This window comes from Kitasatospora sp. NPDC059722, from assembly GCF_042733235.1.
Lineage (GTDB): Bacteria > Actinomycetota > Actinomycetes > Streptomycetales > Streptomycetaceae > Kitasatospora.
In genome coordinates, this window is record NZ_JBHWGD010000126.1 from 1 (window position 1) to 15683 (window position 15683).

General features: G+C 73.5%; 17 protein-coding genes and 1 pseudogene. 10 read left to right on the forward strand and 8 right to left on the reverse strand.

Annotation, left to right across the window (positions count from 1 at the left end):
• The 4 genes and pseudogenes from ACFV4F_RS38990 to ACFV4F_RS39005 form a co-directional block, all read right to left on the reverse strand.
• A pseudogene (locus ACFV4F_RS38990) lies at window positions 1–122 on the reverse strand (DUF397 domain-containing protein); the annotation flags it as partial.
• A gap of 39 nt (window positions 123–161) precedes the next feature.
• Complete coding sequence (locus tag ACFV4F_RS38995) at window positions 162–614, reverse strand: hypothetical protein (RefSeq protein WP_380509988.1); 453 nt, start codon at window positions 612–614, stop codon at window positions 162–164.
• A 262-nt stretch (window positions 615–876) separates the two neighbouring features.
• On the reverse strand, window positions 877–1731 hold the full coding sequence (locus ACFV4F_RS39000; RefSeq protein WP_380509991.1) for an alpha/beta fold hydrolase: 855 nt from the start codon (window positions 1729–1731) through the stop codon (window positions 877–879).
• Between the two features lie 84 nt (window positions 1732–1815).
• Window positions 1816–2709, reverse strand: coding sequence for a LysR family transcriptional regulator (locus ACFV4F_RS39005; RefSeq protein ID WP_380509994.1), 894 nt, complete (start codon window positions 2707–2709; stop codon window positions 1816–1818).
• 111 nt (window positions 2710–2820) lie between these two features.
• Between ACFV4F_RS39005 and ACFV4F_RS39010 the strand changes: the two genes are divergently transcribed.
• Entirely contained in the window at window positions 2821–3909 is a 1089-nt protein-coding gene (locus ACFV4F_RS39010; protein WP_380509997.1) for an alcohol dehydrogenase catalytic domain-containing protein, read from the forward strand.
• Between the two features lie 7 nt (window positions 3910–3916).
• Here the strand turns inward: ACFV4F_RS39010 and ACFV4F_RS39015 are convergent, their stop codons facing one another.
• Window positions 3917–4372, reverse strand: a complete 456-nt coding sequence (locus ACFV4F_RS39015; protein ID WP_380510000.1) for an Imm63 family immunity protein — start codon at window positions 4370–4372, stop codon at window positions 3917–3919.
• Window positions 4373–4617: 245 nt separating this feature from the next.
• On the opposite strand from ACFV4F_RS39015, the gene ACFV4F_RS39020 reads away from it, so the two are divergent.
• From ACFV4F_RS39020 to ACFV4F_RS39030, 3 genes are all read left to right on the forward strand, one after another.
• A complete protein-coding gene (locus ACFV4F_RS39020) occupies window positions 4618–5448 on the forward strand; it encodes an isocitrate lyase/phosphoenolpyruvate mutase family protein (RefSeq protein WP_380510003.1) in 831 nt (276 codons plus the stop codon).
• 83 nt (window positions 5449–5531) lie between these two features.
• Window positions 5532–6590 carry a methyltransferase gene (locus ACFV4F_RS39025; protein ID WP_380510006.1) on the forward strand — a complete coding sequence of 353 codons (1059 nt, stop codon included), beginning with the start codon at window positions 5532–5534 and terminating at the stop codon, window positions 6588–6590.
• Window positions 6591–6748: 158 nt separating this feature from the next.
• Window positions 6749–7570: a lipase family protein gene (locus ACFV4F_RS39030; protein ID WP_380510008.1), complete on the forward strand. Its 822-nt coding sequence runs from the start codon at window positions 6749–6751 to the stop codon at window positions 7568–7570.
• A gap of 230 nt (window positions 7571–7800) precedes the next feature.
• Here ACFV4F_RS39030 and ACFV4F_RS39035 read toward each other — a convergent pair whose 3' ends face one another.
• Window positions 7801–8484 (reverse strand): DUF6215 domain-containing protein, encoded by a 684-nt coding sequence (locus tag ACFV4F_RS39035; RefSeq protein WP_380510011.1) that lies wholly within the window; start codon window positions 8482–8484, stop codon window positions 7801–7803.
• Window positions 8485–8758: 274 nt separating this feature from the next.
• Here ACFV4F_RS39035 and ACFV4F_RS39040 point away from each other — a divergent pair, with 274 nt between their 5' ends.
• Window positions 8759–9208 carry a hypothetical protein gene (locus ACFV4F_RS39040; RefSeq protein WP_380510014.1) on the forward strand — a complete coding sequence of 150 codons (450 nt, stop codon included), beginning with the start codon at window positions 8759–8761 and terminating at the stop codon, window positions 9206–9208.
• A gap of 190 nt (window positions 9209–9398) precedes the next feature.
• On the opposite strand, the gene ACFV4F_RS39045 is transcribed toward ACFV4F_RS39040, so the two are convergent.
• Window positions 9399–10136, reverse strand: coding sequence for an isochorismatase family protein (locus ACFV4F_RS39045; RefSeq protein WP_380510016.1), 738 nt, complete (start codon window positions 10134–10136; stop codon window positions 9399–9401).
• Window positions 10137–10185: 49 nt separating this feature from the next.
• Between ACFV4F_RS39045 and ACFV4F_RS39050 the strand changes: the two genes are divergently transcribed.
• The 5 genes from ACFV4F_RS39050 (at window position 10186) to ACFV4F_RS39070 (ending at window position 14565) form a co-directional block, all read left to right on the forward strand.
• On the forward strand, window positions 10186–10554 hold the full coding sequence (locus ACFV4F_RS39050; protein ID WP_380510019.1) for a hypothetical protein: 369 nt from the start codon (window positions 10186–10188) through the stop codon (window positions 10552–10554).
• Window positions 10555–10604: 50 nt separating this feature from the next.
• Window positions 10605–11879, forward strand: a complete 1275-nt coding sequence (locus ACFV4F_RS39055; protein WP_380510022.1) for a hypothetical protein — start codon at window positions 10605–10607, stop codon at window positions 11877–11879.
• 324 nt (window positions 11880–12203) lie between these two features.
• Window positions 12204–12623 carry a DUF2079 domain-containing protein gene (locus ACFV4F_RS39060; RefSeq protein ID WP_380510025.1) on the forward strand — a complete coding sequence of 140 codons (420 nt, stop codon included), beginning with the start codon at window positions 12204–12206 and terminating at the stop codon, window positions 12621–12623.
• Between the two features lie 151 nt (window positions 12624–12774).
• The gene (locus ACFV4F_RS39065; protein ID WP_329925605.1) at window positions 12775–13044 is read left to right on the forward strand and encodes an SH3 domain-containing protein; all 270 of its coding nucleotides are present in this window, start codon (window positions 12775–12777) and stop codon (window positions 13042–13044) included.
• Window positions 13045–13215: 171 nt separating this feature from the next.
• Window positions 13216–14565 (forward strand): acyltransferase family protein, encoded by a 1350-nt coding sequence (locus ACFV4F_RS39070; RefSeq protein ID WP_380510028.1) that lies wholly within the window; start codon window positions 13216–13218, stop codon window positions 14563–14565.
• A 75-nt stretch (window positions 14566–14640) separates the two neighbouring features.
• Here ACFV4F_RS39070 and ACFV4F_RS39075 read toward each other — a convergent pair whose 3' ends face one another.
• A complete protein-coding gene (locus ACFV4F_RS39075) occupies window positions 14641–15627 on the reverse strand; it encodes a glycosyltransferase (RefSeq protein WP_380510031.1) in 987 nt (328 codons plus the stop codon).
• Window positions 15628–15683: the final 56 nt, after the last annotated feature.

Here is a 15683-nt window from a genome sequence, read left to right on the forward strand (position 1 = left end):
CACTCGTCCGGATGAAGATCGCCGCGGGTGGCGCGGGCGAAGCCGCCGAAGGCCTTCCATGCGTCCGGCTCGAACGCCGGCTGCGGGCCGCTCTTGTCCTTGGAGTCGCGCACGTGGACGACGCCGGAACCGTGACGTGCTCTCGGCCTGCCCGCGTCTCGTCAGTGCGGCGGCTGATGCCGCTTGCATGACTGGAGGTAGCCCCCGCGTCGTCGAAGCTGCTGCTGTTGCGCCCGCTCGGCCTCAGCCTGGTCCTGGCGCCGGGCGTTGGCGCCCGGGGCCTCGGGGGCGGACGGGGTTTGGGGAATCCTCGGATCGCCGGGCCGCTGAGGAGGCGACGCGTCCCCGTCCCAGGTGCGCCCGTCGGGCTGCCACACGTCCTGAGGCGGCAGTGCGGCCGGCCCCCCGGCTCGGCCGCTGGTGATCCACCGGCGCAATGCGAAGCAGACGACGAGTGGCCAGAGCAGCACCGCGAGCAGCCACAGCATGAGGACCGTGGACCAGGACGACCCGTGCGTCAGGGAATCCGGCAGAACCGATGCCATCGTCATCAGCAGCACGAGCAGCGCGAACCAGGTGCCGGCGACCACGGCCGCCGCGCGGAGACACCCCATGAGTCCCCCTTCGTGTCAGCGTCGGCATGTGAGCACCGGCGGTTGCAACTGATGTCCCACCGTTGCTTCTTACTCCTGAGGCGGCAGCACGCACAACGGGTTTCGCTCGCTCGCGGACGGAACACCGGTGAGGCGCTTCGCCCTCGCACACAGGAAGTCGACCGGCCCGACTTCCTGCGCACCAGGCGGGCGGGCAGACAGGACGGAAACGGTGAGCTTCATCGGGGTGTGACCGCTGACGGCCGAGACCGACCGGACGGCCTCACAGCGCCAGCATCGCCTCCGCCACCTCCTCGGCGGTCGCGTCGGGGAGCGCGGTCGCGGCCTCCTCCAGCACGAGCAGCCGTGCGCCGGGGATCTCGCGTGCGAGTGCCTCGCCGTTGCCGACCGGGAAGAACGGGTCGCGGCGGCCGTGCACCACCAGCGCCGGGACGGCGATCTCGCCGAGGCGCTCGCGCCAGCGCGGCGTGCAGTCGAGCCTGGCGAACACCATGCCCAGCTGGTTGGCCATCTGGACCGCGGGCGCCGTGCCCGGGGTACGGTCGAAGATGCGCTCGGCCCTCGTGCGTGCCGCGGCGGGGTCGTCGCCGCGGATCTCGGCGCCGGCGGCGGCGTACTGCGCCACGGCGGCGCGGTCGGACCAGTCGGGCAGGGCGAGCGCGAACCGCCGCTCCCTCGTCGCCGGGTCGTGGTCGGGCAGGTCGTCGTCGACCGGGCCCGGGGCGACGGGCCGGGTCCCGACGAGGGTGAGTGCCGAGAACGCCTTCGGGTGGTCGAGCGCGGCGACCTGGGCGACCATCCCGCCGACGCCGATGCCCGCCAGGTGCGCCGGCCGGTCGTCGAGGCCGCGGGCGAGCGCGGCGGCGTCGGCGGCGAGGTCGCGCAGCGTGTACGCCGGCGCCTCGGGGTCGACGGTTGTGGACGCGCCGGAGTCGCGCAGGTCGTAGCGCACGACGTGACGTCCGCCGCGGGCGAGCGCGTGGCAGAGCGCGTCGGGCCAGGAGAGCATGGTGGTGCCGCCCACGAGCAGCACGAGCGGCGCCGCCGCGTCGCCGAGGTGCTCGACCCCGAGCGTCACGCCGTCGGGCGTGCGGAACGTGCGGACCGTCGAGTGCATCGTCAACCTCCGGTACGGATACGGATACGGGTACGGGTACGGGTAAGGGAGCGCGGGCCACGCTACTCGCGCTTCGGTCCTGATTCAGACGGCCGACGCGATCGCCCGGGTGACGGCCGTGATCGCCGGGGCGGGGCGGCCGGGCAGGCGGGCCACGAGCACCCGGCGGACCTCGGCGGGCGCGCCGTCGACGCGCAGCAGGCTCACCCCGGGCGGCAGCAGCGGAGCGAGCCCGGACGGCACCGTCGTCACGCCGAAGCCGCCGGCGACCAGGCGGAGCTTCGTCAGCCAGTCGCGGGCGGCGTGGACGACGCGCGGCCGTCCCGGCAGGCCGGGCCAGACGCCGAGCAGCGGCTCGGAGCTCGACGACGGGGTGGCGATCCACCTGGCATGGACCAGTTCGTCGACGTGGACCGTGCCGCGCCCGGCGAACTCCCCGGTCGACGGCACCGCCACCACGAGTTCGGTGTCCGCGACGGTCTCGACGTGCAGGCGCGGCGACTCCCCGTCCAAGGGGCGGTGGGGTGGGCGGGACGTGAGCACGGCGAGGTCGAGCGAGCCGGCGCGCAACGCCCGGACCAGGGCGGGCGTGGTGCCCTCGCTCGTGGTGACCGTGATCCGCGGGTCGGCCGCCGCGAGGTGGGTGAGGGCGGCGGGGAGGATCGCGGCGCCCGCGCTCAGGAACACCCCGAGCCGTACGAGCTCGGCCTGCGGGGCGGCGCCGGTGAGCTCGCGCTCGGCCGCCGCGAGCGAGGCCAGGACCGTGTGGGCGTGCCGCAGCAGGGTCAGGCCGGCGGGGGTGAGCCGCACCCCGTCCGGGCGGCGTTCGAACAGGGTGGTGCCCGCGCTGCGTTCGAGGGCGGCGGCCTGGCGGGAGACGGCCGACTGCGTGTAGCCGAGCCGCGTGGCCGCCGCGGTGAAGCTGCCGGACTCGGCGATCTGCCGCAGGACCCGCAGTCCCGTGCTGGAGATGTCCATGCGGCCTACGCATACCACGGATGCCGATTCTTCGCTTCCGGCATGCCAGCCCGGCTCCTAGGGTCGATCGCAGGAGCACGGACGAGTACGGACGGACACGGAGGTCATGACGTGCGAGCAGCAGTTCTCACGCGGTTCGGCGCACCGCTCACGGTGCGGGAGGTGCCCGACCCCGAGGCCGGCGGCGGCGAGGTGGTGGTCGAGGTCCTCGCCGCCTCCGTGGCGCCCTACGCGGCCGAGGTCTTCAACGGCAGGCGGAGGTACCCCCTCGTCCCGCCCGTCGTGCCCGGGATCGGCGGCATCGGGCGGATCGTCCACGCCGGCCCGGACGCCACCCGGCTGCGCGTCGGCGACCTGGTGTGGTGCGACTCGACGGTGCGCTCGCGGGACGACGCCCTGACGCCCGACATCACGCTCCAGGGCTGGAGTTCACGCGGCGAGGGCGGCGCGCGCCTCGCCCGCCACCTGCACGACGGCTCGTTCGCCGAGCTCATGCGGGTGCCGACGGAGAACGTCTACCCACTGCCCGCGGCGGTGGGGGAGGACCCGGCCCGCTGGGCCGCGCTCGGCGTGCACGTCATCCCGTACGGCGGGCTGCTCGCCGGCGGCCTCGCGGCCGGCGAGACGCTGCTCGTCAGCGGAGCCACCGGCAACCTCGGCAGTAGCGCGGTCGCGGTCGCGCTCGCGATGGGAGCGGGCCGCGTGATCGCCCCGGGTCGCAACCGGGCCGTGCTCGCCCTGCTGGCCGACCGCTTCGGTCCGCGGCTGCGCCCGGTCCCGCTGACCGGGGACGAGACCGCCGACCGCGCGGCGATGTCGGCGGCGGCGGATGGCCCGATCGACCTGGTGCTCGACCTGCTCCCGCCGAGCGCCCCCAGTTCGGCGTCCCGGGCGGCGGCGATGACCGTGCGCGAGTACGGCCGCGTCGTCCTCATGGGCGGCGTCGGCATGCTCGGCGGCGAGGACCTCGCCCTCCCGTACCCGTGGATCATGCGAAACTCGATCACCGTACGCGGGCAGTGGATGTACCCGCGCACGGCGAACGTCGGCATCATCCGGCTCCTCGCCTCGGGCACCCTGGACCTCGCCCCGGAGCGCGTCCGGTCGTTCACCCTCGGCGCCGTCAACGACGCCATCGCGTACGCCGCCGCCCACGGCGGCCCCTTCGACCGCACGAGCCTTGTGCCGTTGGCTGCCTGATGTAGCGTCAGGACGTGGTTGTGGCCGGCGGCGGGGGCAGTGTGGGGACGAGGTGGTGCTCACCCTCGGGCCCGAGGGTCTCGATCAGCTCCGTCCGCCACCGCTTCGCCCACTCGGGGTTGAGAGAGTGCAGCAGCGTGGCCCGGCGCTTCCACTTGGCCGCCAGATGCTTCTCCCCGGTCAGGCCCCGTTTATTCGTCCAGTGGAGGGCGAGGGATGCGGTCGCATCGGCGTACGCCCAGTACAGCAGCTCGTCGGGATCGCGGGTGGTCCGCGAGAAGCAGATCACTCCTCGTTCGAGGGCGAGGTACTGCAGCGTGCCGTCGCCGCAGACGAGGATGAACGGGCGGGCGCCGTCATGGTTCTCGAACGTCGGCCCGTCCTTCAGCCCGATGGCGGCGCCGAGTCGCGCGATCTCGGCCTCCAGGTGCCGCCGCATCCGTGCTGCCCTGTCCGTGGTCATCGTCCTCACCGTGTCGCTGCCGCCCGTGCCCGGGGCGGAGCGAAGTCTCGGCCGTCTCCGGCGCGTTCCCGACTCGCCGATCGCGATATCGGCCGGGCGCGCCGAGCATAGCCGATTCTCGTCGATCTGACGATAATTGCCCTGGGGTGCTTCGCGGCGATGGGGACCGTGTTCGAAGCCTCTCGTGATGATGCTGTCGCAAATCCGCCAGCCGGCAGGCGACTTCCGCTGGTGGAATACCGGTCATGACTTCACAGCGCGACAGCGCAGAGCTGTTCCACGCCCTCCACACCCCCGCCGCACCGCTGGCCCTGGCCAACGCCTGGGACGCCGCCAGCGCGCGCCTGGTCGAGGCGGCGGGGGCCCGGGCCGTCGCCACCACGAGTGCCGGTGTCGCCTGGGGGCTCGGGGCCGCGGACGGCAACCGGCTCGACCGGGACCAGGCCATCGCGTTGATCGGCCGGGTGGTGGACGCGGTGTCCGTCCCGGTCACCGCCGACATCGAGAGCGGGTTCGGCGCCACCCCCGCCGAGGTCGCCGACACGGTCGCCCGGGTTGTGGCCGCCGGGGCCGTCGGGATCAACATCGAGGACGGATTCCCGGTCGGCGGCTCGGTGCTGCGGCCGGTCGCCGACCAGTGCGAGCGGCTCGCCGCCGCGCGCGCCGCGGCCGACGAGGCCGACGTCCGGCTCTACGTCAACGCCCGGGTCGACACCTACCTCTTCGGCGCCGGTCCGGAGGAAACCCGCCTCCAGGAGACCCTCGACCGCGCCCGCGCCTACCTCGACGCCGGGGCCAGCGGCATCTTCGTACCCGGCGTCACCGGCGTCGACGTGGTCGCCGCGCTCGCCGCCGGAATCCCGGCCCCGCTGAACATCCTGGCCGGCCCCGGCGCCCCGTCCGTCGCGGAGCTCTCGAAGCTGGGCGTCGCCCGGGTCAGCCTCGGCTCCGCGGTCGCCGAGGCGGCGTACGCGGTCGTCCGGCGCGTGGCGGCGGAGCTGGCCGCCACCGGCACCTACACGGGCCTGACGGACGCCGTCGACTACGGCGAGTTCAATGCCCTGATGCGCGACTGACGGGACGTCACCGTGTGCTTACCGCTCGTGACACCGGGCAGTATCCTGGCGCACGCACCGGAGGCCCACCTGACGGAGGACGCATGCCGCACGACGAGGACCGGACGACCGAGGGCGGGGCACCGACGGCGGCGGAGGAGAGCCTGCGCCGCTCGGCCGCCTTCCTGATCGACGAGGCCCTCGGCTTCGTCTTCCCCGCCGCCCTGCGCGCCGCCGCCGAGACCGGGGTGGCCGACGCCCTCGCGGACGGCCCAGCCACCGCCGCCGAACTCGCCGCCGCCACCGGCACCGACGCCCGCAACCTGTACCGGGTGCTGCGCCTGCTCGCCACCCGGGACGTCGTCGCCGAGGACGAGCACGGCCGCTTCACGCTGACCGAAACCGGGCAGGCGCTGCGCAGCGACGTCCCGTACTCCGCGCGCAGCGCGGTGCGGATGCTCACCGACCGCACCTTCTGGCTGCCCGCGGAGCGGATGGTGCACTGCCTCACCGAGGGCACCACGGCCTTCGACGCCGTCTTCGGCAAGCCCTTCTTCGACCACTTCGCCGGGGACGCGGAGACCGCCGCCGTCTTCCACGTCGGCATGGCGGCGATGTCCGACCCGGAGAACGCCGCCATCGCGGCCGCCTGCGAACTCCCGGACAGCGGAACGGTGGTGGACGTCGGCGGCGGCCACGGCGGCCTGCTGCTGGAGGTGCTGCGCCGCAACCCCGGCCTGGAGGGAGTCCTCTACGACCGGGCGCACGTCCTGGCCGGAAACCGGCTGGACGGAGACAAGGAGATCACGGGCCGCTGGACCACGGCGGAGGGCGACTTCTTCAGCGCCGTGCCCACCGGCGACGTCCTCCTCCTCAAGCGGATCACCCACGACTGGGACGACGACGAGTGCGTCACCCTGCTCGGCCACTGCCGCCGGGCCCTGCGCCCCGGCGGCCGGCTCCTGGTCCTGGACGCCGTCGTCCCCCGGGACAACGCGCCCCACCAGGCGAAGAGCCTGGACCTGATGATGATGACCTCCCTCACGGGCCGCGAGCGCACCGAGGCGGACTTCGCGGAGCTCTTCGACCGGTCCGGCCTGCGCCTGTCCCGGATCCTCCCCACGCCGACGGTGCTGTCCGTGGTCGAGGCCGTCCCGGTGTGATGCCGCTGCGGGCGGGTGTTCCGGCAAGCGGCATGCCCGTCCGTTGTGGGCTTCGAGCGCCTGTCCGGGTGACTCCAGGGCGCTGCCGCCCCGGCGGCGGCCGACGCTTCCGCTACGAACGAGGGGCACTGTCCCACCGGAGAGAGGAAGCTCCCACCGTGGCCGTACCCACCACCTTCGACCGGACCGCGACCGGTTACAGCCTCGCCCACGCCTACTGCCTGGCCAGAGCCGCGGCCCTCGCCTACCAGGACGACACCGCCATCGACCGGCAGGCCCGGGACTGGGGCTTCGACACGGTGCGCCACCACGAGACCCGGTTCACTCCGCCGTTTCCGCTGCAGGACACCCAGGCGTACACCATGGCGAGCGACCGGATGATCGTCATCGCTTTCCGCGGCACCGAACCCAAGGAGATCCGTGACTGGCTCACCGACTCCAGCACCCCACCCTGGCCCGGGCCCGGCGGCACCGGCTACGTCCACTTCGGCTTCGCCGAGGCCCTCGAATCGGTCTTCCCCGACGTCCGCAAGGCCATCGGCGAGCTGCGCACCGACGGCCAGACCATCTGGTTCACCGGTCACAGCCTCGGCGGCGCCCTGGCGATGCTCGCCGCCGCCCGCCTCACCCTGGAGGACCCGCGGCTGACCGCCGACGGCGTGGTCACCTTCGGCCAGCCCCGCACGTGCGACCGCATGCTCACCGCGGCGTACAACAAGGCGCTCAAGGGCCGTAGTTACCGCTTCGTCAACAACAACGACATCGTCCCCCAGCTCCCGCCCGAGCCGGCCTTCACCCACACCGACGCCCTGCGCTTCATCGATTCCACCGGCACCATTCACGAGGGCGCCAGCAGCCTCCTTTCGGGCATCGCCAACCGTGCCAGGGGCCTGACATCCGCGGCCTTCGAGCCTACGGGCGAGGGCGTGCGCGACCACCTGATGCGCAACTACCTGGCGGCACTGGAGAAGAACCTGTGAGTTCACGGCCCGGGCCGCCCTCGCACGGCTGACCGGCCGTCCGCCGCCGACAGCCGTGCGCACCCCGCGGCGGGTGTCGGCGGCGCGGGGCAGTGGGGCGGCCGTCACACCCGCGTTCTGCCGGGCGACCCGGGGGCGAGGACCACGCCGCGCTGACGCGCTTGTGCGAGCCCGCGTCGGACGGCGCCGTGCCTATATGACGACGTTCTCCGTCGGTGCCCCGGGCGACGCTACTGCGTGGGGACCCAGCCAGGGAGGGTCGGCAGGACCGTCTCGGCGACCCGGCGCAGGTCGGCGTCGTTGGGGGTCCCGCCGTCCTGCCGGAAGAGGGAGAACTGGTAGGCCTTGCCGGTGGAGTCCTTGGGGTTCGTCGCGACGGTCAGGTTCCGGGTGAGGGGGCCTTGCTTGTCCTTGCCGCCGAGGAGCGCGAGCGCGTGGCCCGAGGACGTCACCGCGGGGTGCCCGAGGACGGTGACGCGCTCGGTGTTCGGACTGTCGCCCAGGGACGAGACGGCCCACGGGGCGTCGCTGACGGCGACGACGTAGTGCTCCAGGCGCACCTCCGCGATCGCGAGTCCGTCCGAGAGTCCGGGTGCGGCGTTCGACACGTGGTCGTTCGGGGTGCCGAGCAGGGCCGGCAGGTCGGGGCGGTTGAGGGCGGCGCACAGGGCCGCGTACTCGGGCGGGCCGGCGGGCCCGGGCCCGCTGCAGACCGCCTGCGTCCGGTGCGGCTTGAGGACGCCCGTCGCCCAGAGACCGGCCGTGGTGACGGTGGCCAGCAGGACGACGCCGCATATGACCAGCAGGACGCGGGTCATCCTGTCGGGGCCGCTGCTGTTCTCGGTCGTGGCCTCGGTCTCGGTGGCCTGGGTCTCTGTCGTGGCCTCGGCCTCGGTCTTGGTACCGGTTTCCATCGGTGGGTCCCCTTTCCCGGGAAGCTCGTTCTCGACCGCTCGGGGGCCCGCGAACGGAGATGATCTTACGTCCCCGCCCTCGCGCGCACCGACGACTGCGCTGGTCAGCCTGCCCGATCAGGGGATCGACGCCCGCCCGACGCCCGCCCGACGGCCGGACGGGGCACACGACAGGGCGCACTGTAGCGCTCCGCACCGGCAGTCGTGCAACGGGTCGTCAACAGAATCCGCGGTTCCCCTCCCCCGCCGGCCGTCTGCGGTCGATCATGCAGGAGTGCCGAACGACGACGACCTGCCCACGCCACCCCCACCCACCACCTGGCCCGACCGCCACGCACGGCACATCGTCCGCTGCGCACGCGAGTTGTCCCTTTGGGGATACGACTGGGCCGAGGGGATCCCCGACGCGCAGGACCTCGCGATCCTGCTGCGCCGGACTGCGGCGGAGGCCCGCAGTTCGCAGGTCAGCCGGTCGATGACCGAGGCCGGGGCGCTGCTCGGCGTGGCGGCGGCCGCGGCGGAAGCGGCCGCGCGGTGGGACCGGCCGGTGTGCGCCGCGTCCGTCCCCCTGTCCGCCTGGCACCTGCGCCGTGCCGCGGCGAACCTGGTGGCGGCGCGGGGGGTGTTGGCGGCCGGTGCGGCATCAAGCGGCCCGACGTTCCTGCCGCCGCAGCGCGTGGCGCCGTGTGACGGCCCGGTGCCGGGGCCGCGACCGAGCCGATGATCGGCGGTCAACCTCCGGGCGCACCACCGTTGTCACCCGGGCGGGTGACGACCGGGGCGGTGCGCAGCCGGTGGGTGCGGTGGACGGCCCCGTGCCGGAACTCCGGGTCCCCGGCCGGCCGGCGGCAGATGTAGCACGGCCCGGCCCGGGGCCGCTGTGCGTACGCCCGGGTCGTCGAACCCGACCCGCTTCACGGCGTCATGCCGGCCTCCGGTACGGCGACGGCGGAAGGTCCAGGGTGCCCCGCCCCGATCAGGTCGAGGACCTCGGTGGTGGGGCGCACGTCGGCGAAGGACCGGTACAGGGTCAGCAAGGTGGCGTTGTGGACCTCATCGCTGCGGGTCGCCGTTCCGTCGGCCACCACGACCACGCGCAAGCCGAGGGTGAAGGCGTCGCGCGCCGACCCGGCCACGCACACGTCGGTCACGACCCCGCATACCAGCACGGTGTCGATGCCCCGCTCGGCCAGCAGACCGGGCAGCGGGCAGAAGCCGGGGAAGAAGGCGCTGATCGCGTCCTTCTCGACGATCAGGTCGCGTTCCTCGTCCACCGTGAACTCGGGCCGCAGGCGCCCGGCGAGCGGGCCGCTGCCCCCGGAGGTCCGGTAGAGCTCGGCGACCCGGGGCCCGTAGAACTCCTCGCGGGCCGCCGTCGGTCCACCCGCCCCCGGCAGCACCCAGGCCACGAGGCCGCCGGCGCGCCGCAGGGCGTCCGCCAGGGCCTGGATCTGCGGGACGACGCCGCGCGCGTACGGCCCGTCGAAGAACGGCACCATGTCGATCACCACCAGGGCGGTGCGGACCGGATCGAGCCGGGTGTAGGCGTGCCGGCGGCCGCGGCGCTCCTCCTGGCGCGCGTACTCCCGCTCCGGGATCGACCAGGCGTGCAGGCGGACGGGGGCGTCGGCGGCGTCGGCAGGCAGGCTCAAGGCGGGACTCCTTCGGGCCGGTGGGCTGTGATGCGGGGCAGGAGCTGTCGTGGTCGGTGCGCCGATCCTGGCAGTGTCCGGGCCCGCGCGCCGGAAGGTCTGCGGAGTTGTCATCACTTCGAGTTGGCTCGGCGTCCTGACCACGGATGGGCATGCGGTGGTGAAGGACGGTGGTCTGGCGGGGAGTTGGGTGGATGAGACGAACGGTGTGAAGCGGCTGCGTTTATCGGGGAACTGGATCGGGGTGGTCTTCAACGACGGTACGGCGGGGGTGAAGGAGGGGGATCTGTACGCGGCGTGGACGCCGGAGACGAACAACGTCGCGGATCTCCGGCTCGACTGTGCCGCCGGCCGCAGCACTCGAGGAGTGACCGCGGCCGGCCCCGGCGCATTTCGCGGGATTGTTCCGCCGATTTAAACATTCGCGGTGGTATTCAAATTTCCGGTCGCCCTTTCTACTCTCCGGATATGGCGAACGGCGTTTTCCACACCGCGTACGGCATCGAGATCAACCTGACCCTGCCCGACCTCGGACATCCCGACCGGCCCGGCCTGCTGGCGGAGATCACCGCTCCGATCGACCGGCGCGAGCGCGAGTTGCTGGAGTGCCTTGAGCACCACCGCGACGGCTATTGCCAGGCCGAGGAGGACGATCGTGCTCCCTGGATGACGATCCGCCGGAGAACCGTCGGCGGCCGCACCGTGTGGGTGGCCGCCCACCTTCCGGTGCGTCACATTCCCACCGCCGAGGAGAGCGCGAAGCAGGACGCGATGAAGGAACGCATCGCGCGCGCGGCGGAGCGTCACGGCCTGCGCGCGGAGGTCGAGGCGCGGGCGGCCGACGGCCGGATCCGCACCGACGTCCTCGTCACCGGCGAGTCGGGCCTGCGGATCGGCTGGGAGGCCCAGTACGCGCCCATCAGCGCCGAGACGGTGCGCCGGCGCTCCCGCAGGGCCGCGGAGCAGGGGATCGTCCCGCTGTGGGTGACCGACACCGATCGGTCCGCCGCCGTCGAGCGGGCGCCGTGGGCCCGGGTCGACAATTTCGGCTGGCGGGAGATCGCCTCCTCGCTCGCGATGGTGGTCCGCGCGGGGGTGCGGCACCTGCAGCAGTGGAAGTGCCTGCCGAGCAGCGAGCGGCCCTGCCCGGTCAACGGGAGCTTCTGCAACCGCTTCCACACCGGGTGGTACCTCCCGGCGCTGTGCCTGCCGGCCAAGCCGCCCACCGAGGTCGACGAGCTCGTCGTGGCCAGCGCCGACGGCGAGTTCGTGCCGATGCGGGTGCCGAGCCAGAGCGACCCGCGTTCCGTCTCACGGATGTGGGTGCCCGCGGCCGACCGGGACCGGTGGCACGAGGCCTTCGGTCCGGACGATGAGGAGGAAGGCGCCGTCGATCAGCCGGCCCCCGACGCCGGGATCACCTACACCCGCCAGGAGCTCGACCCGACCTGCCGCTACGGCGAGGAGACCTTCACCTTCGACGACCCCCGCCCCCGGCACGGGAACTCCGCGGGCGCCGGCCTGCACACGCTCGACGAGGTACCCGAGAGACTGTTCAGAGTGCCCCGCCAGGAGCGCAGGCTCGTCGTGACCGAGCCCCAGCGCGAAGCCGCCGCCGTCGCGCACGGCTGCGAGGCGTGGCAGGTCGGTCCGTGCGCCGGGTGCGGGTCGCCGATCCACCGCTACGGCGCCCGCGGCGTCCACGCGTGCGTGGGGTGCCGCACGCGCGTGGCGGGGCGGTGACGGCCGGGGCCGCGCCGACGCCCCGCCACCGCACGCCCGGGGCGCGCCGCACCGAACGCGCGCCGCCGCCGGCCCCCAATGCGCCGTGAACCAGGGCGAACCGGCCCGGTCGGCGACCTGCTACGCGCAGGTGGTGTGCGGGCCGATGACGCCGGTGGTGAACCGGATGGTCTTCTTACTCTCCCGAGGCGTTCCCTCGGCCGAGCACCGGGCGGTGAGTGCACGCTCCGGCCGCGCGGCCGGCCGGTTGCCGGGCCGTCACCCGACCCGGCTCGCCTCCGCCGGTGCCAGCAGACGGCGCGGGGCGGTCGGGGTGTGGCCGAGGTGGCGGCGGAGCGTGCGGGTGAGGTGAGCCTGGTCGGCGCCGCACTCGCGGTCACCGCGGCCACCCTGCCCACCCAGCCCCTCGGTGCACTCGGCCGGCCGGCCACCTGGCAGTCCGACGCGACGGCCGACACCGTCCGGGACGTCCAGCGCCGGATCCCGGAGGGCGCCCGGGTCGCCGCCGCGAACGGGCTCGCCCCCCAACTGACCGCCCGCGCCGAGGTCTATCTCTTCCCCCGCTATCCCGGCGGGCCCGGCGTGAGGCCCGAGTGGGTCGCCGCGTACGACCGGCCGCAGGACGGACTCTTCCCCGCGCGGCAGGAGGCCGACGCCCTTCGCGCGCTCGCCTCCGCCGGGTACGCCCCGGTTCGCAGCGGCGGCGGCATCACCGTCTACCGCCTTGGTGGGGAGGGGGTGTGAAGGAGTGTGATGATCCGTCAATCAGAGCCTTCTCGCCGCCCTTTGAAGATCATGAACATGTTATGTTCTCTGGCGCCAAGATCATCTGACTTGGCGTTACATGGTTCATTGAGGAGACACTGTGTCTTTCGCAGCACGGGGGAAGCGCACCATGGCAGCGGTCGGCCTCGCGGTCGCGGTCGCCATCGGCGGCGCTACGCTGGCCACGCCTGCCTACGCCGACGACGTCTACGGCCACTGCACCGGGGACGGTGTCCGCCTCCGCTCCGACCCGAGCACCTCGGGCGCGATCCTCGGCCTCTGCTACACCGGCCAGCGCCTGGCGCACCGCGACGTGTCCGGTGACGGCCAGTGGGACCTGGTCTACGACGTCGACAGCGGCGTCACCGGTTGGATGTCGCACGGCTACTTCAGCTGGTGACACGTCCCGCCGAGGGACCGATGACGATGTAGGGAGAGGCCGCCCCGGCCCCGTGTGGCAGGGCGGCCTCGCCGTGTCCCTCCCACCCGCGGGCTCGTTGCCGTAGCAGAGTTGATGCCTGCGGCCGTCGAGCGAATCGGGAGTTGGCGGGAGATGGAACCGGCCCCGAGCGTGACCGTTCCAGGAGTGCCGGTCGCGGAGGGCCCGACTGCCGGAGCCGTCCGCCGCCGCCTCAAAGCGCTGGACGCGTTTCGCGGCACCCTCGTCGTGCTGCGCATCCTCATCGGCAGCCAGGTGGCGGAGATCGCGGCTCCCGCCCTGCTGCACGCGAAGGGGTTCGGGTTGACGGTCGCCGACCTGGTCGCTCCCGGGTTCCTGTTCATCCTGGGCATGGCGGTGCCGGTGTCCATGTCGGCCCTGCTCCGCCCCTCGGACCCGCGGGGGCCGGGCGGACGGCGGTTCCTGCCGCGCATCGTTCGCCGAACCGTCCTGCTGTACGCGATCGGCATGTTCCTCAACGCGTTTCCGTTCCTGCGGGAGGTACTGGAGCACCTGCGGTTCGTCGGTGTGCTGCAGCGACTGGCCGTCGTGTACCTCGCGGTGTCGCTGCTGTACGTCACGTGCGCCTGGTCGGTGCGGCCCGCCGCCGGCCCGGCGGTCATCGGGGGTGCGCGCCGCCCCGTGGCCCGGGTCCTGGCCCGCGGGTTCCTGCTGGGAGGGTTCCCCGTCGTGTGCGTCGCCGTCTGGATCGTGGCGACGTACACCTTCCACAGCCCTTGGTCCGGATGCGCCGACGTCCGCGCGCTGACGCCGGACTGTTCGCTGGAGGCCTACGTCGACACGGGTCTGTGGGGCGTCGAGCACAACTTCGACGGCGGCAGGTTCGACCCGGAGGGCCTCGTGTCGACGCTGGTGGCCGTGGTCAACTGCTGGGCGGGCCTCGTCGTCGGCATGGACATCGTCCGGAACAAGCGGCGCTACGACACGGTCGGTGGCGTGCGCGGGCGGGTGTCCCTGCTGACCGTCGTCGGGGTGGCGTGCGTCGGGGCCGGCCTCGCACTGGGTCCGGTCATCCCGATCGGCAAGCAGTTGTGGACCCCGTCGTACGCCCTCGTGACCATCGGCATCATGACCGTCGGCTTCGGTCTGGTGCTGTTGGCGTTCGACGGCGGGCTGTGGCCCTCGCCGGACAGCCCGCACACGTCGGCCGCGCCGGCCGCGCGGAGCACCGCCGCCGTCCGTCGCGGACTCGCGCCCGTGGGCGACACATTGGTGGCCCTCGGCCGCAATCCGCTGTTCTTCTACGTCCTTTCCGAACTCGTCACGGACACACTGGACTACCTCCCACTCCGGTACCACGGCGAGGAGGGGACGGTGTGGAGCGTCCTCCCCGAAGCCGGCCTCGCCCCGTGGATGCCCGCACCGCTGGCGAGCGTCGTGTGGGCGGTGCTGTGGCTGCTGCTGTTCTACGTGCCGCTCGCGCGGCTGCTCTCGTCCCGCGGCTGGTACCTCCGGGTGTGAGGGCGCTCCGGTTGGAGGTTCGCGTGTTGCTGACCCCGGTGCAGGTACCTCCGGGTGTGAGGGCGCTCCGGCGGGCTACACCGGTGCCGGGACCGCCCGCGCTTCCGTCTGCGCCCTCGGGTGGTTCTTCTGCCACTGCGGGCCGGCGCCGAGTGCCGCGCTGACCAGGGCGTGGATGGTGACCAGGCACAGGGCGGTGCGGTAGAGGGTCTGCTGGAGGGGCACGAGCCACAGGTGGCGCAGGCTCTCCCGGTCCTGGCGGAGGGCGTAGGCCGCGAGGGCGAGTTGGGCGAGGCAGAAGGCCACCCAGGTGGATACCGGCGCGGGGCTCGTGCCCAGGGCCAGCCCGTAGAGCGCGGCGGCGTCCAGGAACGGGGCGGTGAGCGGGAGCGCGAGCTGGAAGAGCACCAGGTAGGGGAGCGTGCGGCGGCCCAGGCGGCCGGCCACACCGGGTTCCCCGACGGCGCGCCGGTGCTTCCAGACGGACTGCAGGGTGCCGTAGGCCCAGCGGTACCGCTGGTGCCACAACTCCCGTACGGTCGTGGGCACGTGCGTGTAGGCGTGGGCGTCGCTGCGGTGGACGACGCGCCACCCCGCCCGGCACAGGGCCATGGCGATGTCGGTGTCCTCGGCGATGGTGTCGGCGCTGATGCCGCCGCAGGCGTCCAGTGCCGACCGCCGGAACGCCCCGATGGCCCCCGGCACGGTGGGACCGGCGCCGAAGAGGTCGAACAGCCGGCGTTCCAGGCCGAAGCTCATGACGTACTCCAGGTGCTGCCACAGCGGCAGCAGCCCGGTGCGGTTGGCGACCTTGGTGTTGCCGGCGACCGCGCCGACGCGCGGGTCCGCGAAGGCGGCGGTCAGGCGCGCCACCGCGCCGGGGGCGAGCACGGTGTCCGCGTCGACCATCACGATCACGTCGTGCGCGGCGTGCGCGACACCGGAGTTGAGGGCCGCGGGTTTGCCCCGGTTGGGCTGGGTCACGACGCGGACGCGGGGGTCGTCCACGCTCCGGGCCGCTGCCGCGGTGCCGTCGGTCGAGCCGTCGTGGACGGCGGCCACCGGCAACGGGGGGGCCCCCCCCCCCCCCCCGGGCCGCCCCCCCCCGCGCGTTGGGG